Below are 18055 nucleotides of genomic sequence, written 5' to 3'. Positions count from 1 at the left end.
GAAGTGAAGTCATCCCAATAGAGCAAACCAGGCAGTCACAGTGGAGGCGAATATGTGTGGAATCGTGGCAGGAGTAACCCAGCGCAATATTGTGCCGATGTTGCTGGATGGACTGAAGAGGCTCGAATATCGCGGCTATGATTCGTGCGGCGTCGCGGTGCTTCAGCAGGGCGCGCCACGGCGCGTGCGGACGCTCGCAAGGGTGCGAGCGCTCGAGACGGACGTCACCGCCGAAGCGCTGGACGGCTCGACCGGCGTCGCGCATACGCGCTGGGCGACGCACGGCGTGCCCGCAATCGACAACGCGCATCCGATTTTTTCGCGTGACGAGATTGCGGTCGTGCATAACGGCATTATCGAAAACTACGAGGAGCTGCGCGAGTCCTTGCGCGAGCAAGGGTACGTATTCAATAGCCAGACCGACACCGAAGTGATCGCCCATCTGATTCACAGTCACTACTGTGGCGATCTGCTCGCGGCCGTGCACAACACGACGCGCGTGCTGCGCGGCGCATATGCGATTGCCGTGATCTGCCGGGATGAACCGCGACGCGTGATAGGCGCACGGCAAGGTTCGCCGCTTGTCGTCGGGCTCGGCGACGATAGCGCGTTTCTCGCATCTGACACGTTTGCGCTTGCCAATTGCGCGCGGCGCTTTATTTACCTTGAGGATGGCGACATTGCCGATATCGTGCACGGCGAGGTCCGCATCATCGACCCCGACGGCCACGAAGTCGCGCGCGACATCCGCGCGGTCGCGAAGCATGAGGATGACGCGGAGCTCGGTGCGTATCGCCACTACATGCAGAAGGAAATTTTCGAGCAGCCGCTGGCGGTCGCGCGCACTGCCGGGCACGTTCATTCGCTCGATACGGAGCCGTTCGGCAACGCCGCACCCGAGATGTTGACGGGCATCGAACGGGTACTGATGCTCGGCTGCGGCACGAGCCACTATGCGGCGCTGACCGCGCGCGGCTGGTTCGAGCGTCTGGCCGGCGTGACCGCGCATGCGGAAATATCGAGCGAGTTCCGCTACCGCGACCATGTAAAGGAGCGCGGCACACTGGTCGTGCCGATATCGCAATCGGGCGAGACCGCCGATACGCTTGCCGCGCTGCGCTACGCGCAATCGATGGGCGAAGCGCTCACCCTGACCATCTGCAACGTCGCGGCCAGCGCGATGGTCCGGCAAAGCCGTTGGGCGTTCATTACGCAGGCAGGGCCGGAAATCGGCGTTGCGTCGACCAAGGCATTCACGACGCAGCTTGCCGCGCTGTTTCTGCTCGCGTTGACGATTGGCCGGCGGCGGGGCCGCATTAGCGACGACGAGGCTGTCGTCTATCTGCGTCAACTCGCGGGCTTGCCCGATGCGTTGCGCAGCGTGCTGGCGCGTGAACCGCAAATCATGGCGTGGGCGGAGGAACTGCATGGCAAGGAGAACGCGCTGTTTCTCGGCCGCGGCCTGCACTTTCCGATCGCGCTCGAGGGTGCGCTCAAGCTCAAGGAGATTTCGTATATCCACGCCGAAGGCTATCCGGCCGGCGAACTGAAGCATGGGCCGCTTGCGCTCGTCACCGACGCTATGCCGGTGATGGTCACCGCGCCGAACGACGTATTGCTCGACAAGCTCAAGTCGAACGTTCAGGAAGTGTGCGCGCGCGGTGGCCAGCTCTATGTGATTGCCGATGCCGATACGCAATTCACGAGTTCGCCGGGCATGCGTGTGATTCAGATGCCTGCGTACTATGGACCGCTATCGCCGGTGTTGCACGTGATCGCGTTCCAGTTGCTCGCCTATCACGTCGCTTGCCTGCGCGGCACCGACGTTGACAAGCCGCGCAACCTGGCGAAGTCGGTCACCGTCGAATGACCGGTCAGTGGTGCAGATACGTGGTTGACGCATGCGGTGGCACAACAGTGGACTCGCCGTGCCACTGCATCGGTTGATCGAAGTCGCGTTGCACGCGGCGCGGGCCGTTTGCCGCCGCGCCGCCGAACGGATCGATCGGCGGTGCTTTCGTCGCGTACTTGCGGTAGCACCCGCGCTGATTCTTGCTGGTGCACGCATCGGCCGTATGCAAGGTCGCTTCGTTCCGAGCCGCCGGTGACCCGGCACGCGTCCGATCGCGTGCTGGCTGCGCGGGCGCGACCGCATTTTCTTTCCTGGAGGTCGCTTGCCTGTCGGCGAGCAACCCGGCGTCCGATGCCGGCGCCGTAGTCGTGGCCGATGACGCCGGCAGTTCGGGGAACGCCGCGAGATCGCCAGGCAGCCACGTCATTCCCATCACCGTGCGCGGGATGAACGCTTCTGCACGACGCAGCGTCGCGGGGTTTCCCATCCCCACTATCGCGACGTACCCGCCGAATACCAACACGAACGCACTTACCGCGACACCCAGGCCCATCCATGCGGCCGCGTTATTGTTCGGACCAATAGGCTCCGAAAAAGGGCTGCTTTCGAACCGCTGATTCGCACCGCCTGGTATTGCGAACCCGATCGGAATGGGCGGAACGATGATTTCATCAGACCGTTTCTTTTCATCCAATGTTTGGGACAGCGGATCGCGATGGTCGAGGCTCACGCATTCATCGCGGTCGAATTGGGTGCGGTCTAACGGGGTACGATTGCGGCGCAGCAGACGGTTGGAGACGGAAGCAAGGTAACTACCGATGTGAACGGGGATTTTCATCTCGACGTCCTGCGTTTTAGTTACTTTTTCACTCTAGCAGACAGACGGCGATCTCACGACAAAAGATGCGATGTTTTGCGGTCTTTACCCCCTTAAGAAACAAAATAGGGGTGCTACGTAATACTTTCCGTCTGACCCCAGTGTGATGCGATCCGAGGTCATAGTTTCAGAACTGACCAGAGCATTTTCCATTCCCGAGGGTTTATTTTTCAGATAACTGCGGGTATGCTCCAGGCTCATTTGTCTATCGTTAGGTTCCGTTAGTAGCCCTGCGCTACTAAGCGAAACCTGCCACCCCGAAAGGAACGAAGGTTCGTACCGGTTTTTCACGGTGCGCAGTCCTGATGTCCTTTCCTCAGCTTCGCCAACTTCAGCGAATTGGCGTTTTTTTCCTCGGCATCGACCCGAGTGGCGGAGCTTTTTTCCTTGAAAAAGGAGATCGGACAGATTTACCGCGTCCGCGTCAATCGGATTCGAACGGCCATTTATCATAGGAATACTGAATTTTGCGCCTCACCTCTCCCGCCCTCCGTATCGCCGCCGCCGGCATTGCGCTCTCCGCACTTGCAGTTCAGGTCCAGGCAGCCTGTGTGAACAGTCCCGCCGACCAATCGAACGCCTCCTTCCCGTCCACGCTCACCGGCAAGCTCGCGTACCACAGCTACGTCAGCTACGGTGACGGCACCAGCCAGATCTTCATCTACGACTTCACGGCCCGCACGCTCACGCAGGTGTCAAAGAGCTCGTGGGGCATCAAAGATCCGATGAATGCGGTGTTCAGCCCGGACGGCAAATGGATCGCGTTCATGGGTGTCACGAACAACGCGTGGAACGTGTTCATCTGGCAGGTCGGCTCGAATAGCGCGCCGATCAACATGACCAACAGCACCGGCCAGACCCGCAACGAAGATCCGAAATTCAGCAGCGACGGCAGCAAGCTGTTCTTCAAGCAGAACGGCGATGTGATGGAAGCCACGCTGTCGTTCACCAGCGGCGGTCCGCAGTTCACGTCGGTGGTCGACGTGACGAATACCGCGCCGTCGATCGAAAGCTCGATGCCGTTCCCGTCGCCGGACAGCAGCGCGGTGTACTTCGCGACCGGTACCGGCGCGGGACTCGGCTTGTACAAGGAAACCATCGCGACGCATCAGAAGGTCGCGTTCGACGCGCCGTCAGGCCTGCAAACCTACTATCCGATGGTGCGCAAGGACGGTACGGTGTTCTACGCGCGCTGGCTCAGTGCAGCGAGCCAGCTCGATCAGATCTACTCGAAGGTCAACCCGACCGATACGCCAAACCAGCTGTCGATCAACGACTGCAAGGGCAACAATTCGGACCCGTCGCCGGTCGATGGCACCAACTACCTGTTCATGTCGTCGACGACGGACGGTGGATATCAGCTGTATGTCGCGGATGTCAGTACTGGCAAGCGCTGGAACCTGTCGCAGTTCGGCGTGAATTCGGACTCGACGAAGGCGAAGCTCGGCTCGAACTACTGGAGCGGCACGAGCACGTCGACACCCGGCAAGACGCTGCTGTCGCAAGGCAAGCCGGCTAGCGCTTCGTCAAGCTACAACTCGAGCCTGACGGCGGACAAGGCGTTCGACGGTAACACGGAGAGCACGCGTTGGGATTCGATTGAAGGCAACGCCGCGGGTACGCAGTGGCTGATGGTCGATCTGGGCGCGGTGAAAAGCATCACCGCGGTGGACCTCTACTGGGACGCGGGCGCGGCGTGGTATCAGATCCAGACGTCGAATGACAACGTGAACTGGACTTCGATTTACTCAACAACGAGCGGCGTCGGCTCGGGTCACGTGTCGCTGGCGAACCTGAAGGGCAGCGGCCGCTACGTGCGCATGTACGGCACGAAACGCGCGACCGCCTGGGGTTATTCGCTGGACGAGATGCAGGTGTGGGGTTCGTAATCCATCCGGTATCGGCTTAGGCGCCGCTGCGGCGCCTGTGGGCCGGCGCGCGCGTCAGGCGATATCGACCACGAGCTTGCCGCGTGCGCTGCTGTCAGAAAGCGCCTGATACGCGCTTTCGGCCGAGCCCAGATCGAAGCGGCGCGGATCGACGCACGGCGTCAGTTTGCCGCTGTCGACGAGACGCGCCGCTTCGCGAAGCATCTCACCGTGGTGAGCACGATGTTGTCCGCTCAAGAGCGGATACAGCGTGAACACGCCCGAGTAGGTCGCTTCGCGAAACGATAGCGGCGCGAGCGCGTGCGTACCCCAGCCGAGTGCGCTGACCACGTGCCCGAAATGTTTGACAGCGGCGAACGACGCGTCGAGCGTCCCGCCGCCGACTGTGTCGACCACGACGTCGAAGCCCGCACCGGCGGTGCAGGACGCGACGTACTGATCGACCGTATGGGCGCGATAGTCGATCGGCGTTGCGCCCAGTCGCGCAACGTAGTCGAGGTCGCGCGCACTGGCTGTTGCGCAGACCGTCGCGCCCATGGCGGCCGCAAGTTGCACCGCGACGTGACCGACGCCCCCTGCGCCGCCGTGCACGAGCACGTGCTGTCCGGCTTGCAGATGCGCGCGATCGACGATGCCCGACCACGCGGTGATGAACGCGAGCGGCAGCGCGGCAGCATCATGAAATGACAGACTCTGCGGCTTGAGCGCGATCAGGCGTGCATCCACTGCCGCGTACTGCGCGAGTGACCCCTGAATTCCGCCAACACCGCCGGTCATACCGAATATCTGATCTCCCACGTTGAACGCGGTGACGCCGGACCCGATTGCTTCGACGGTACCGGCGAGATCGATGCCCAACACGAGCGGCAACGGGTGTTTCGCGTGTGCGGCTTGCCCCGCGCGAATCTTTGCATCGAGCGGGTTCAATCCGCTCGCCGCGATACGCACGAGTACCTGTCCGGTGTTCGGCGCAGGCTTCGGCAAGCGGGTCAATTCGAGCGGACCGTGGTGACGATTCAATACAAGCGCCTGCATGGACATGACAGTCTCCTCGGTGAGCCTGGTGTGGACTGGACGGATAATGAAATGTGCAAACGGGTCCGCGGATGAACGTATTGTCGTCTATGTTCGCTTCCACCTGACAAACAGTAGCGCACTGCGTTTATTCCCGAATTGAAAAGCATGCGATGCGATTTTTTCAAATCGCACGGGAACGCCTATTGGTCAATCACGAAGATGTATCCAAAAAAGGACCGGTCGGTATTGAAAAGGACACTATCCAACAGTGAAACGCAAATAATTTTCGGACGCCGGAATACTGGCCGTGGCGGCGATGTTCACGCTGATGTGGGCACCATTGAACTCACCCCCCACGATCACTTAAGGAGTCTAAGATGAAGATGCTTGCGATGCTGACGATGTCCGCTGCCATTCTTGCTTCGACAACGGTTTTCACCAACGCCTTTGCGCAGGAAACGACGCGTGCGGAAGTTCGTCAGGAACTGATTCAGGCTGAAAACAATGGATCGCGCTTCGTATCCGATGCATCGTATCCGGACGTCGCGCCGATCTATCAGGATCAGGTGGCGCGCCAGCAGGCGCAGCATCCGGATAGCGGCGAAGGCCCTGGCATGTCGGGTACGAGCCAGAGCGGCCATCACATTGCGATGCCTGACGGCACGTCCAGCAAGCCTCAGACGTGTGTCGGCCCGGTGAGCTTCTGCAATATCTACTTCGGTAGCTAATGCGAGGCGCTTCCGGATTGCGAATCCCTTTTGGCCAATCAAGGAATTGAAATCATGAAGACGCTTATCTATCTGACGCTAGCCGCCAGCGCGATTGCGGCTCCTGCTCTGTCGTTCGCACAGAGCTCGCTGACGCGTGCGGAAGTCAACGCGGATCTGGCGCGTGTCGAGCAGGCCGGCTACGATCCATCGTCCGGTGAACACGTCAACTATCCCGCCGATATCCAGGCAGCCGAAGCGAAGATCTGGGCGCAAAACATGTCGACGAGCGGCGTCGGCGGTAGCGTGTCGGGTTCGAGTGCGAGTGGTTCGCGTATATCGAAGGCCCGTCATCCGGGCAACGAATGTGTCGGCCCCATTGGTTTCTGTGAGCCTTACTTTGGCGGCTGATCTATGAAAATGGCTGAAGAAGGAGACCGGGGGCCCGCTGCCCCCCACTCCGTCGTCGCAATGGCATGAATTGAGTTTTGTATCACCCGCGTTTTGCGTTACCGGTCGATCGATTCGACCAATACCTTCGCAACCGCCTCCAGCCCTTGCCGGTCTTCATCATCAAAACGCGCGAGAACTGGGCTGTCGAGATCCAGTACGCCAAGCAGTTCACCGGCTCGCGTCAGTAAGGGAATCACAATTTCCGATTGCGACGCCGAATCACACGCGATGTGATCGGCGAACGCGTGCACATCGGGCACCAGTTGTGTCTGACGGGTTGCGGCAGCGGTGCCGCACACGCCGCGTCCGATCGCAATGCGCACACGGGCGGGTTTGCCTTGAAACGGACCGACGACCAGTTCACCGTCGACAAGAAAGTAGAAGCCTGCCCAGTTCAACTGCGGCATCGTGTGATACAGCAATGCGGCAAAATTCGCCGCATTGGCGACCCGGTTCGACTCGCCGGCAAGCAGCGCGCGTGCCTGATGCTCGAGCTCAGCGTAGAAAGCCGGCTTGGGCAGATTGGCGGATACGGTTTCTTCGAACATGGTCAGGGTCTCTTCGGAAAGGGGAAAAGGGCGCGGCGCCGAAAGCTCAATGTAAATCAAAGCCGCGCCGCGTGCATCGCTGCTACGCTGAATCGGCACGCATCTGCTGCTGTGCGGAGGTTGGCGTCGCCCGTACGATAAGCGCATCGAAACACGTCCGGATATCGGGCGTGTGGCCAGTCCACCGGAGAACGATCATGTCGATGCTGAGAATGATGCGAATCGTGTTGTGGAGCTTCTTTGGCGTGCGGCGCGGCGCGTCGCATGACGCCGACTTCGCGTCGGTCAAGCTGCCGTTGTTGCCGGTAATGGCAGTGGCGTTGGCGGGCTGCTTCGGCGCGCTGCTGTTCGCACTCGCGAAAATCGCAATCACGGTTGCGCATTGACGCGCGAAAGCGCATCCCGTGACAAACGGCTCGCGCAGCGCGTTGCCCGCCATTCAGCGCCTCGCGGGGGTCACGGTGCGGCGCACCAGTTCGCCCAGCACGCGCAATGCGTCGTCGATTTTCGCGCTCCATGGGTGACCGAAGTTGAGTCGCACGCAATTTTCAAACGCGCGTGCCGCGGAAAACATCGGCCCCGGCGCGACGCTGATACGCTGCTCGATCGCGAGCCGGTGCAGTTCCATCGCATCGATCGGGTCCGCAAACTCGAGCCATACGAAGTATCCCCCTTCGGGCCGCGCCCACTTTACGCCGTCCGGCATCCAGCGCCGGATCGCGGCTTCCATGTCGCCCCGTTGCGCGAGCAACGCCGCGCGCAGCTTGTGCAAATGACGGTCATACCCGCCGTGCTGCAAATAGTCGGCTATGCCGGCCTGCACCGGAATGCTCGATGACAGGGTCGTCATCAGCTTGAGCTTTTGCACCTTGTCCGCGAACTTGCCCGCCGCGACCCAGCCGACCCGGTATCCCGGCGCGAGGGTCTTCGAGAACGAGCTGCAGTGCATCACCATGCCGCGATTGTCGAACGCGCGCGCCGGCAGCGGATAGTCGGCCTGAAAATGCAGCTCGCCATACACGTCGTCTTCGATCAGCGGCACGTCGTGCTGCGCGAGCAATTCGACCAGCGCTTTCTTCTTTTCGACTGCGAGCGTGACGCCGGTCGGATTCTGGAAATTGGTCATCAACCAGCACGCGCGCACCGGATAGGTTTGCAGCGCGTGCGCAAGTGCGTCGAGGTCGAGCCCGGTGCGCGGGTCGACCGGGATTTCGACGGCCCGCAGGTCGAGCCGCTCGATCGCCTGCAACGCCGCATAGAAGCCGGGCGATTCGATCGCGACGACGTCGCCTGGCCGCGTCACGGCCATCAGACACAAATTCAGTGCTTCGAGCGCGCCATTCGTGACGACGATTTCGTCGAGCGGCTGCGCGATGCCCATGCGGAGGTAGCGCAACGCGATCTGGCTGCGTAACGTTTCGTTGCCGGGCGGCAGATCGGCGACGCTATTCCACGGGCTCACAAAACGCGCGGACTGCCCGAGCGACTTCGCGAGACGCTGCAGCGGAAACAGCAACGGCGACGGGAACGCAGAACCGAGCGGCACGATGCCCGGATGTTTGGCGGCTTCGAGCACCGAGAAGACGAGATCGCTGATGTCGACCTTGGCGGGCGCTGCGGGTGTCCGGGGCTGCGACTGCGCGTGGTTGCGCGCGACGGCGGCACCGCGCGCGACGTAATAGCCGGAGCGCTCCTGCGCGCGGATCAGCCCCCACTCTTCGAGCAGGTAGTACGCGCGAAATACCGTCGACTGGCTCACGCCGTGCTGCGCGATCACCTGCCGCAGCGAAGGCATGCGTGCGCCGACCGCGAGACTTCCCGAGCGGATCTGCGCGGCCATCGTATTGGCGAGTTGTTCGTATCGTGTCATCGCGATTGCCGTCGTGAACGCGCGAAAGCGCGCACGACATTATCGCGCGCCGCGACGCATCGAGCAGAAGACAATCACCGCGGCTGTCAGCGCGACCATCGACGCGGTGACGAATGCGTCGCCGAAGCCCGCGCCGTAGCCGGCACGCGCAAGCTGCGTGACGCTCTGCACCACTGATTGCGGATACAACTGTGTCGCGCGTTCGAAGTCGCCCGCGACGATCCGGTCGATAAAGCCCGGCGCGATCGGCACGTGCGCGTTGGCGAGATTGCGTCGCACTGCGTCATGCACGCTGACGGCCAGCACCGCGCCGAGTCCGGAAAAGCCGAGCAGGATGCCCGAGAAGCGCGCTGTGGTGCTGATGCCGGACGCCATGCCCGCGCGGTCGCGCGGCACGGTGCCCATGATCGCCTTCTGCGTTTCGCCGTTCAGCAGGCCGCCGCCGCTGCCGAGCACCGCCATGCCGACGAGCAACACCGTGAAGCCGCCTGAGCGTGCAGCCACGCTCATTACCGCGCTGCCGATGCAGACGGTCACGAGGCCGAGTGTGAGGATCTGATAAGACGCCAGGTGTTGGCCGAGCCGGCGGCCGATCATGGGCAGCAACAGCATCGCGAGTGCGAAGGGCAGCATGCCGACGCCTGCATCGAGCGCGCTTTCCCCGCGTGCATTCTGTAGAAAAAGCGGCAGCAAGGACGCCATGACCTGAGCGCAAGCCGCATACGCAAACATCGCGACGATCGCGCCGACAAAAGGCCACGCGCGAAACAGCGTGAGATCGAGCATCGGATGCGCGCGACGGCGTTCGACGGCGGCGAAAAGCGCAAACAGGCCGACTCCCGCAAGCGCGCGCAACAGCACCGCTGCGCTGGTCCAGCCGCGGTCCGGGCCAAGGATAAGCGCCCACGTGAGTCCGAACATCGCAAACGCGAAGAGGCCGATGCCCGGCAAATCGACCGTGCGCGGTGTCGGGTCGCGCGACTCGTCGACGATTTTCAACACCGCGAACGCAAGCGCCGCGCAAATCGGCACGTTGATATTGAATGCCCAGCGCCAGCCGAGCGATGCACTGATCACGCCACCGATGAGCGGCGATACCACCATCGTCAGCCCCATGATGCCGCCCCAGATTGCCCACGCTCGTGCACGTTCACTTTCGTCGTGGAACGCGTGGCCGATGATCGCGAGTGCCGGCGCGAGTTGAAACGCAGCGCCGACCCCTTGCAGCGCACGCGCGACATACAGCGCCCGCGCGGTCGGCGCCATCCCGCACGCGAGCGACGCCAGCGCGAACAGCGCAATGCCGGCGATAAACACACGCTTGCGCCCGAAGCGGTCGGCGATCGAGCCCGCGGGCAGTAGCAGCGACGCGAAGCACAATACGTACGCGCTGATTACCCACTCGATATCCGCAAACGACGCGTTCAGGTCTCGCGCGATAGTCGGCAGCACGATGCCCACCACGTTCGTATCGAGCACGGTCATGGCGCAGCCGAACGAAGCGGTCAGCAGCAGCGGGGTGTTGCGCGACGACGTCGTCTGCGCGTTGGAAACGGAACTCATCAGGGGCCTTTGGGTGCTGCGCTCGCCGGGCAGGCGCAGGGTCGAAGAGGCGAAGCCGCCAGGGCAGCGGCACCGATCCTCATTCAACCAGTCATGGCGGTTCATTTCATTATCGGCGTTTGAAAATATAATTAGATGCAACCTAATAGAGTGTTCGGAGGAAGGCTGTGGAGCTAAGACACTTGCGTTACTTCATCGCGGTCGCCGAGCAATTGCATTTCGGTCAGGCGGCGGAAATGCTCGGTATCGCGCCACCCACGCTGACCGTGCAAATCCAGCAGATCGAACGTACGCTCGACGCGCAGCTGTTCAGCCGCACCAAGCGCTCGGTTGCGCTCACGCAGGCCGGTGAAGCGTTTCTCATCGAAGCGCGTGCGGCGGTGGAGCAGTTCGAGCGCGCGTTGAATATCGGCCGCCGCGCGGGTCGCGGCGAACTGGGGCGCGTGAATCTGGGCTTCGTCGGCTCGGCCGCATTCAGCGGCGTGCTGCAGCATCAGGTGCGCGCGTTTCGCGGCGCGCGGCCCCACGTGCTGATCGATGCGCGCGAGTTCCCGATGGGCGAATTGCCGGCGCTTATCGAAGACGGTCGCGTCGATATTGCGTTCGTCCGGATGCCGGTCGAGCTGCCGGGTTCGTTGCGCACGCATGTTTTGTTTCACGACCGCTTTTGCGCGGTGCTGCCCGCCGAGCATCCGCTCGCGCAGGCAAAGTCGCCGCTCAAATCGCGCGCGTTTGCCGGCGAAACCTTCGTCGTACCGGAGCAGCGCGAGGGCACGCTCGAAGTGGGGCGGCGCGGCCGTTTCAGTCCGGTCATCGGCAGCGCGCCCGGCGGTCTCATCGCGGTGCTCACCGAAGTGTCGCTGGGCGTAGGCGTCGGCATCGTGCCGAACGTGTTGACGCAAGCGGTCGCTTTGCCGAACGTCGTGTTCAAGGAGATCGCCGGTGAGCCGATCCTGTCGGGAGTGGCGGCGGTGTTTCGCCGGTTCGAGCGGGCGCCGGCGGTCAAAAGCCTGATCGATCAGATTACCCGTACGCCGGCAATGGCAGGATGAAGCGGCGGGGTCATCGCGCGGCGCGCCGCTACGTCAACCCGCGCGCGAGTCCGGCGCTCAACTGCATCGGCATCGGCATCGGCATCGGCATCGGCAGCGCCGCATGGCTCAATGCATCCTTATGCCGCGTGCCGATGCAACAGGACCGGAATCGATTTCGATGTCGGCGTATTGCAGATATCGCCGACGCTATGCAGCGGCACGAGCGGATTGGTTTCCGGGTAATACGCGCCGAGGCAGCCGCGCGGGATGTCGTATTCGACCAGCAGGAAGCGGTCCGCGCGGCGCTCGATACCGTCGTGCCAGACGGTTTCCATATCGACCCATTCGCCCGCCGCGAGGCCCAGCATCTTCAGGTCCTCCGTGTTCGCGAATACCACGCGCCGCTGGCCGAACACGCCGCGATAGCGGTCGTCGAGTGCGTAGATGGTGGTGTTGTACTGATCGTGCGAACGCGTCGTCATCAGCGTCATCACGCGTTCGCCGTGCTGTTCGCGGGCGCGTTTGATCGGCGTGTCCCGCTCGATCGGGTGCACGACGAACTGTGCCTTGCCGGTCGGCGTGAGCCAGATCCGCTCGCTCGACGCGATGCGCATCCGGAAGCCGCCGGGGTGCGTGATGCGTTCGTTGTACCCGTCGAAGCCGTCGATGCTCTTTTCGATCGCATCGCGAATGCGCGCGTAGTCTTCCGCGTACCAGTGCCACGGCACCTTCTTGCTGCCGAGCGTCGCATCCGCGATGCCCGCGACAATCGCCGTTTCCGACTGCAGGTTTTTCGACGCCGGAACGTTCATCCCGTACGAGACATGCACCATCGACATCGAATCTTCGACGGTCACGCCTTGCGAATAGCCGCCCTGAATGTCGATCTCGGTGCGGCCTAGCGTCGGCAGGATCAGCGCGTCCTTGCCGTGCACGAGGTGGCTGCGGTTCAGTTTGGTCGTGATGTGAACCGTCAGCTCGCAGGCGCGCAACGCTTCCCAGGTGCGCGGCGTGTCCGGCGTCGCGATCGAGAAATTGCCGCCAAGACCGATCAGCACTTTGACTTTGCCTTCAATCATTTCGGCAATCGTCTCGACGACGTCGAGACCATGCTCGCGCGGCGGTTCGAAGGCGAATGCCTGGCCGAGCCGGTCGAGGAACGCCAGGGTGGGCTTGTCTTCGATGCCGACCGTGCGGTTGCCCTGCACGTTCGAGTGGCCCCGCACCGGGCACAGCCCTGCGCCTTCCCGGCCGATATTGCCGCGCATCATCATCACGTTCGATAGCATATGGATCGTCGCGACCGAATGCTTGTGCTGCGTGAGGCCCATGCCCCAGCATGAGATCACGCGGCGGCCCTTCGCGTAGATCTGCGTGAGCGCGTCGATGTCATCGAACGGCACACCCGATTCCTCGATCAGCAGGTCCCATGACTCGGCGCGCAAGTCGTCGGCGAACGCGGCGAAGTTCGATGTGTGCGCATCGATGAACTCGCTGTCCAGCACGCGTTCGGCACCGACTGCCCGTGCCGCGTCGTCCATTTCGATCAGACGTTTGCCGACACCCTTCAACAGCGCGAAGTCGCCGCCCAGCTTCGGCCGGATAAACGTCGAAGCGATTTTCGTGCTACCGCCGGTCAGCATTTCAACCGGATGCTGCGGGCTCGCGAAGCGCTCGAGCCCGCGCTCGCGCAGCGGGTTGATCGACACGATCGTCGCGCCGCGTTTGGCACATTCGCGCAGCTCACCGAGCATGCGGGGATGGTTGGTCGCCGGGTTCTGGCCGAACACCAGGATCGTATCCGCGTGTTCGAAATCGTCGAGCGTCACCGTGCCCTTGCCGACGCCGACCGTGACGGGCAAGCCGCGGCTGGTCGCTTCGTGGCACATGTTCGAGCAGTCGGGGAAGTTGTTGGTGCCGTACATCCTCACGAATAGCTGATACAGAAACGCAGCCTCGTTGCTCGCGCGGCCCGATGTGTAGAACGCGGCCTGATTCGGGTCGTCGAGCCGGTTCAGGTGGCGGGCGATCAACTGATAGGCGTCATCCCAGCCGATCGGCTTGTACTTGTCCGACGCGGGGTCGTAGACCATCGGGTCGGTCAGGCGGCCGTGCTGCTCGAGCGCGTAGTCGTCTTGCGCCATCAGCTCGGCGACCGTGTGCTCCGCGAAGAACGCAGGCGTCACGCGCTTGCTGGTCGCTTCGGCGGCGACTGCCTTGACGCCGTTTTCGCAGAACTCGAAGGTCGACGCCTTCTCGCGATCAGGCCATGCGCAGCCCGGACAGTCGAATCCATCAGGCTGATTCTGGCGGAACAGCGTCCGGTAGTTCGTGCCCGCGACCCTTTCCTTGATCAGATTCAGCGCAACGTACTTGAGCGCGCCCCAGCCGGCGGCTGCGTGTTTGTACGGCTCGATGCGCCCTTGCTGTTTTGTTTCTTCCACGAGGTTTCACTCCGGGATGCATTCGACAGTGACCGCCGCGCCGGCTTGTGTTGCCGTTGCCGCTTGGCATGGGCACGACGCACTGCATTCATGGGAGGGATCGTAGGGGCGCGCAGGCTGGCTGGGCAGACACACAATCGACGATCGGGAAAGAGCACAGTCGCCGCTTCGTTGCACCGAAAAGAGGCACAGCGCCTGCGGGCCGGGCGCAAGCGGTGGCACAATGCGGCTCATTGCCTCGATTCGATCTACGCCGCAACCGGCGAGCGGGGCGCGTCCACGACCGGGGGAGGGACGTTGAAACTGTATGAGAAGCTTGCCGACGATATCGAGGCGCTCGTCACGCAGGGCGTATACCGGCCCGGCGAGAAGATTCCTTCGGTGCGCCGCACGAGCCAGCATCACCGTTTGAGCATTACCACCGTGCTGCGCGCTTACGCGCTGCTTGAGAGCCGCGGGGCCATCGAAAGTCGCCCACAGTCCGGCTACGTGGTGCGCCCGCAGGGGCTGGCCATGGCCGCCGAGCTTGCGCCATCGAAGCCGCTCGCGATTTCCGCATCGGTGGATGTGAGCCGCCTCGTGCTCTCGACGCTGCGTTCGATTCGCAGCGACGAAGCGGTGCCGCTGGGTTCGCCGTATCCGGACCCATCCGCGTTTCCGTATCAGCGCATCAATCAGTACGCGAATGCGATCGCGCGGCGTCCGGGTTTGTGGCACGGCTCCGAAGAGTTGCCGCCCGGCGCGCCGGCGCTGATTGGCCAGATTGCGAAGCGCTATCTGGAAAACGGCCTGTCGATCGATCCGAACGAGATCGTGATCACGGTCGGCGCGACCGAGGCGATCAATCTGTGCTTGCAGGCCGTTGCCAGGCCAGGTGACGTGATCGCGGTCGAGTCGCCGACCTTCTACGCGATGCTGCACGCGATCGAACGGATGGGGATGCGCGCGATCGAGGTCGCGACGCATCCGCGCGAAGGAATCGATCTCGGCGCGCTGACCGAAATTCTTGAATCGCAGCGCATTGGCGCATGCATGGTGATGCCGAACTTCCAGAATCCGCTCGGTTTTCAGATGCCCGATGACAAGAAGCGCGAGCTGGTCGAACTGCTCGCGCGCTACGACGTGCCGGCAATCGAAAACGACGTGTATCACGAGCTGTACTACGGCAATTCGCACCCGACCTCGTTGAAGTCCTACGACGAGAAGGGCCTCGTGCTGCATTGCGCGTCGTTTTCGAAGAGCCTGTCGGCGATGTACCGGATCGGCTGGGCGATCACCGGGCGATACCGCCAGCAGGTCGAAAAGCTCAAGTTCCTGAATACGCTGACGACGCCGTCGATTCCGCAACTCGCGATCGCCGAGTATCTGAAGAACGACAGCTACGACCACCATTTGCGCAAGTTGCGCAAGGCGTACGCGCAGCAGGCGAACCTGATGAAGGCAATGGTCAAGCGATTCTTTCCGGAAGGCACGAAGATGTCGGAACCGGTCGGCGGTTACGTGCTGTGGGTTGAGATGCCGCAGGAGGTCGATTCGATGCGGCTTTATCAGCTGGCACTCGCGAATGGCATTACGGTGGGGCCCGGCTATATGTTCTCAACCACGCCGAGCTATCGGAACTTTATCCGGCTCAACTACAGCTACCCTTGGAATGAGCGGGTCGAGAAGGCGGTGATCGCGCTGGGCAAGCTGGTTGCATCGTGTATACGGTCGGCGGCGTGAAGCACGGTGCGGCCAGTACTTGATAGATGAGGTACGGATGACTTCGATCGGAGATGATCCACAAGACCCGCGAGCGCAGGAAGACGGGCCCGACATGGACGACCCGCAGGTGCAGCTTGTCATCGTGCTGGGTGAGCTATGGGGGGCGCGTCACGAATCGCCGGACAAGCCGTGGTCGCTCGCGAAGCTCAGCAAACGCGTGCAGTTGCCGATGAGCACGCTGCGTCGGTTGTTGACCGAGTTATCGTCGGCCGGTCTCGTCGATGTCGAGACGCGGCCTGACGGAACCGGCTGCGCGGCGTTGACGGAACAGGGCGCGCAAGTGTGTTCCGATCTGTTCGGCACGGCGTGATGGGCGGCGCGATGCGCGAGCGGCGCGGGCCGCGAGCGCAACGGCTGCGGCTAGTGCGGCGGCACGCGTGCCGTCCGTCAGATGTCCTTTGTAGCGAGTACAACATGGCCTGTCTCCAGCAGCGACTTGAGATTCGACAGGATGCGCGGCCAGCCGCCCGATACCGCGCGGATAAAGTTCGAATCGGCGCGATCGATTGAATGGGTGATGGTCAGTTTCGACGCGTCGCCTGCCGGTTCGATTTCCATCACGCATAACGACGGGCCCTCGACTTTGAGCTCCGGCCTGAACTCATTCTGCCAGCGGATGACGAGCCGTTTCGGCGGTGTTTCGACGATTTCACCCGTGTCGGCAACGCGTCCGTCCGGCAACACCATTCGCCACGACGAACCGGCTTGCCAGTCTGATTCGCAATGTGTGTCGAACCAGTATCGCCGCTGGAAATCGGGGCTGGTCAGTGCCGACCAGAGGGTGTCCGCCGATGTGCGGATATAGGTGACATACACGAATGTGCTGTTGTCTTTCATGGTAGCCCTCCCTGTATCGCATCCCACGGTCCAAGTAGCGGTGCCGTCGCGCAGACGCGCTTGGAGCGCCCGGCGCGCGTCACCGGGTGGCATCGCCCTCCGGGCGCTCGAGTTCCTGCTTGAGGTCGGACAACGCCGTGAGACGCGGCCGCTCGAACTTGCCGATCCAGCGCTCCGCGATCTCATTGATGGGCACCGGGTTCAGGAAATGCCGCTTCTCGCGACCTTGGCGCTGCGTCGATATGAGATTCGCTTGCTCGAGTTGCGCCAGGTGTTTCGCGACGGCCTGGCGGGTCATGTCGAGACCATCGCAGAGCTGGACCAGCGTCTGGCCGTTGTGTTGATGCAGCCGGTCGAGCAGCAGGCGGCGGCTCGCGTCGGCCAGCGCGCGGAAAACCGCATCGTCGTTCATGTCGATGATAGGCAACCGTTTGGTTACGTGTCAAGGACGATTATAGTTCCCTAACGCAGTTCGCTGGCGGATGTGTGGTGCAGCATGGATCGCCATACGCGGGCTACTTCAGTTTGTGTTCGGCGCGGCCTTGTCGGGCATGCGGGTGCGAGCGGCATAATCCAGTGGCATCGTGGCGACCCTTGCGGGAGATGAACATGTCCTTCGAACAGATCGTGCGCGGCACACCTGTATGGGTGTGGATCCTGCTGGCCTTTCTGCTGTCGCGCGGCATCAACGCGCTCAAGGGCGGCACCGCGCCGCTCGGCAAGCTCGCGATCGTGCCGGTGGTGTTTGCCGTCTGGGGCATCGCACACCTCGTCAAGGAGCCGGCCGCCGGCTGGCAGGCGGCATGCGCGTGGGCGCTCGGGGCCGTCGCCGGGCTGATCGTCGGCACGTTCATCGCGCGCAAGAGCCGTTTCACGGTCGACCGTCAGCACAAGACCGTCACGCTGCCGGGCTCGGCTGTGCCGTTGATTCTGATTCTTGTCACGTTTGCTTCGAAGTTCTGGCTTGGCGTCGAACTCGCGGTGTCAGCGCCGGTGCCGACCGATTCGGGCTATGTCGTGCTCGATGGACTGATTTCAGGGATCGTCGCGGGTATTTTCGCGGGGCGTTTTCTGACCTATTGCATGCGGTTTCGCGCGCAGCCGGCGTTGTCGGTTAACGACAATCTTTAGGGATTCATCTCTGGTTCAATGGTACGGGCCGGAACCGGTTTGATCCGGTTCCGGCCCGCATTGATTTTT

At 62.5% G+C, this 18055-nt stretch carries 17 protein-coding genes; 9 read left to right on the top strand and 8 right to left on the bottom strand.

Features of this window, described 5'->3' with window-relative positions; translation table 11 throughout:
• The first annotated feature begins 52 nt into the window (after positions 1–52).
• A complete protein-coding gene (gene glmS, locus HV796_RS03650; protein WP_175225101.1) occupies positions 53–1870 on the top strand; it encodes a glutamine--fructose-6-phosphate transaminase (isomerizing) in 1818 nt (605 codons plus the stop codon).
• Between the two features lie 4 nt (positions 1871–1874).
• Here the strand turns inward: glmS and HV796_RS03645 are convergent, their stop codons facing one another.
• Entirely contained in the window at positions 1875–2690 is an 816-nt protein-coding gene (locus HV796_RS03645; RefSeq protein WP_175225100.1) for a hypothetical protein, read from the bottom strand.
• Positions 2691–3223: 533 nt separating this feature from the next.
• Between HV796_RS03645 and HV796_RS03640 the strand changes: the two genes are divergently transcribed.
• Positions 3224–4618 carry a discoidin domain-containing protein gene (locus tag HV796_RS03640; protein WP_246355688.1) on the top strand — a complete coding sequence of 465 codons (1395 nt, stop codon included), beginning with the start codon at positions 3224–3226 and terminating at the stop codon, positions 4616–4618.
• A gap of 54 nt (positions 4619–4672) precedes the next feature.
• Here the strand turns inward: HV796_RS03640 and HV796_RS03635 are convergent, their stop codons facing one another.
• Positions 4673–5659: a zinc-dependent alcohol dehydrogenase family protein gene (locus HV796_RS03635; protein ID WP_175225098.1), complete on the bottom strand. Its 987-nt coding sequence runs from the start codon at positions 5657–5659 to the stop codon at positions 4673–4675.
• 353 nt (positions 5660–6012) lie between these two features.
• Here HV796_RS03635 and HV796_RS03630 point away from each other — a divergent pair, with 353 nt between their 5' ends.
• Together HV796_RS03630 and HV796_RS03625 are read left to right on the top strand one after the other, a co-directional pair.
• Entirely contained in the window at positions 6013–6363 is a 351-nt protein-coding gene (locus HV796_RS03630) for a DUF4148 domain-containing protein (protein WP_175225097.1), read from the top strand.
• A 54-nt stretch (positions 6364–6417) separates the two neighbouring features.
• On the top strand, positions 6418–6753 hold the full coding sequence (locus HV796_RS03625; protein WP_377693069.1) for a DUF4148 domain-containing protein: 336 nt from the start codon (positions 6418–6420) through the stop codon (positions 6751–6753).
• A 98-nt stretch (positions 6754–6851) separates the two neighbouring features.
• Here HV796_RS03625 and HV796_RS03620 read toward each other — a convergent pair whose 3' ends face one another.
• Complete coding sequence (locus tag HV796_RS03620; protein WP_175225096.1) at positions 6852–7343, bottom strand: GAF domain-containing protein; 492 nt, start codon at positions 7341–7343, stop codon at positions 6852–6854.
• Between the two features lie 197 nt (positions 7344–7540).
• Here HV796_RS03620 and HV796_RS03615 point away from each other — a divergent pair, with 197 nt between their 5' ends.
• Positions 7541–7729: a DUF2970 domain-containing protein gene (locus tag HV796_RS03615; RefSeq protein WP_175225095.1), complete on the top strand. Its 189-nt coding sequence runs from the start codon at positions 7541–7543 to the stop codon at positions 7727–7729.
• A gap of 53 nt (positions 7730–7782) precedes the next feature.
• Here the strand turns inward: HV796_RS03615 and HV796_RS03610 are convergent, their stop codons facing one another.
• Both HV796_RS03610 and HV796_RS03605 read right to left on the bottom strand, forming a co-directional pair.
• Complete coding sequence (locus HV796_RS03610; protein WP_175225094.1) at positions 7783–9213, bottom strand: aminotransferase-like domain-containing protein; 1431 nt, start codon at positions 9211–9213, stop codon at positions 7783–7785.
• 39 nt (positions 9214–9252) lie between these two features.
• Positions 9253–10776: an MFS transporter gene (locus HV796_RS03605; protein ID WP_175225093.1), complete on the bottom strand. Its 1524-nt coding sequence runs from the start codon at positions 10774–10776 to the stop codon at positions 9253–9255.
• Positions 10777–10943: 167 nt separating this feature from the next.
• Between HV796_RS03605 and HV796_RS03600 the strand changes: the two genes are divergently transcribed.
• Positions 10944–11828, top strand: coding sequence for a LysR family transcriptional regulator (locus tag HV796_RS03600; protein ID WP_175225092.1), 885 nt, complete (start codon positions 10944–10946; stop codon positions 11826–11828).
• Between the two features lie 119 nt (positions 11829–11947).
• Here HV796_RS03600 and HV796_RS03595 read toward each other — a convergent pair whose 3' ends face one another.
• Positions 11948–14254 carry an FdhF/YdeP family oxidoreductase gene (locus tag HV796_RS03595; protein WP_175225091.1) on the bottom strand — a complete coding sequence of 769 codons (2307 nt, stop codon included), beginning with the start codon at positions 14252–14254 and terminating at the stop codon, positions 11948–11950.
• 297 nt (positions 14255–14551) lie between these two features.
• On the opposite strand from HV796_RS03595, the gene HV796_RS03590 reads away from it, so the two are divergent.
• Both HV796_RS03590 and HV796_RS03585 read left to right on the top strand, forming a co-directional pair.
• Complete coding sequence (locus HV796_RS03590) at positions 14552–15976, top strand: aminotransferase-like domain-containing protein (protein ID WP_175225090.1); 1425 nt, start codon at positions 14552–14554, stop codon at positions 15974–15976.
• Between the two features lie 37 nt (positions 15977–16013).
• Entirely contained in the window at positions 16014–16328 is a 315-nt protein-coding gene (locus tag HV796_RS03585; RefSeq protein ID WP_175225089.1) for a helix-turn-helix domain-containing protein, read from the top strand.
• 77 nt (positions 16329–16405) lie between these two features.
• Here the strand turns inward: HV796_RS03585 and HV796_RS03580 are convergent, their stop codons facing one another.
• Together HV796_RS03580 and HV796_RS03575 are read right to left on the bottom strand one after the other, a co-directional pair.
• Positions 16406–16855, bottom strand: coding sequence for an SRPBCC family protein (locus tag HV796_RS03580; RefSeq protein WP_175225088.1), 450 nt, complete (start codon positions 16853–16855; stop codon positions 16406–16408).
• Between the two features lie 79 nt (positions 16856–16934).
• On the bottom strand, positions 16935–17267 hold the full coding sequence (locus HV796_RS03575; protein WP_175225087.1) for an ArsR/SmtB family transcription factor: 333 nt from the start codon (positions 17265–17267) through the stop codon (positions 16935–16937).
• 197 nt (positions 17268–17464) lie between these two features.
• Between HV796_RS03575 and HV796_RS03570 the strand changes: the two genes are divergently transcribed.
• Complete coding sequence (locus HV796_RS03570) at positions 17465–17986, top strand: DUF6622 family protein (protein ID WP_175225086.1); 522 nt, start codon at positions 17465–17467, stop codon at positions 17984–17986.
• Positions 17987–18055 lie beyond the last annotated feature (69 nt).

Source organism: Paraburkholderia humisilvae (genome assembly GCF_902859855.1).
Lineage (GTDB): Bacteria > Pseudomonadota > Gammaproteobacteria > Burkholderiales > Burkholderiaceae > Paraburkholderia > Paraburkholderia humisilvae.
Note: the sequence above shows the minus strand (reverse complement) of the source record. Positions and strands in the feature narration are given on the sequence as shown.

Bases quoted from the DNA above. Each gene is read 5' to 3' on its own strand.
- HV796_RS03645 (WP_175225100.1), bottom strand. From the start codon at position 2,690: ATGAAAATCCCCGTTCACATCGGTAGTTACCTTGCTTCCGTCTCCAAC.
- HV796_RS03575 (WP_175225087.1), bottom strand. From the start codon at position 17,267: ATGAACGACGATGCGGTTTTCCGCGCGCTGGCCGACGCGAGCCGCCGC.
- glmS (WP_175225101.1), top strand. From the start codon at position 53: ATGTGTGGAATCGTGGCAGGAGTAACCCAGCGCAATATTGTGCCGATG.
- HV796_RS03605 (WP_175225093.1), bottom strand. From the start codon at position 10,776: ATGAGTTCCGTTTCCAACGCGCAGACGACGTCGTCGCGCAACACCCCG.
- HV796_RS03580 (WP_175225088.1), bottom strand. From the start codon at position 16,855: ATGAAAGACAACAGCACATTCGTGTATGTCACCTATATCCGCACATCG.
- HV796_RS03620 (WP_175225096.1), bottom strand. From the start codon at position 7,343: ATGTTCGAAGAAACCGTATCCGCCAATCTGCCCAAGCCGGCTTTCTAC.
- HV796_RS03635 (WP_175225098.1), bottom strand. From the start codon at position 5,659: ATGTCCATGCAGGCGCTTGTATTGAATCGTCACCACGGTCCGCTCGAA.
- HV796_RS03585 (WP_175225089.1), top strand. From the start codon at position 16,014: ATGACTTCGATCGGAGATGATCCACAAGACCCGCGAGCGCAGGAAGAC.
- HV796_RS03570 (WP_175225086.1), top strand. From the start codon at position 17,465: ATGTCCTTCGAACAGATCGTGCGCGGCACACCTGTATGGGTGTGGATC.
- HV796_RS03610 (WP_175225094.1), bottom strand. From the start codon at position 9,213: ATGACACGATACGAACAACTCGCCAATACGATGGCCGCGCAGATCCGC.
- HV796_RS03625 (WP_377693069.1), top strand. From the start codon at position 6,418: ATGAAGACGCTTATCTATCTGACGCTAGCCGCCAGCGCGATTGCGGCT.
- HV796_RS03630 (WP_175225097.1), top strand. From the start codon at position 6,013: ATGAAGATGCTTGCGATGCTGACGATGTCCGCTGCCATTCTTGCTTCG.
- HV796_RS03615 (WP_175225095.1), top strand. From the start codon at position 7,541: ATGTCGATGCTGAGAATGATGCGAATCGTGTTGTGGAGCTTCTTTGGC.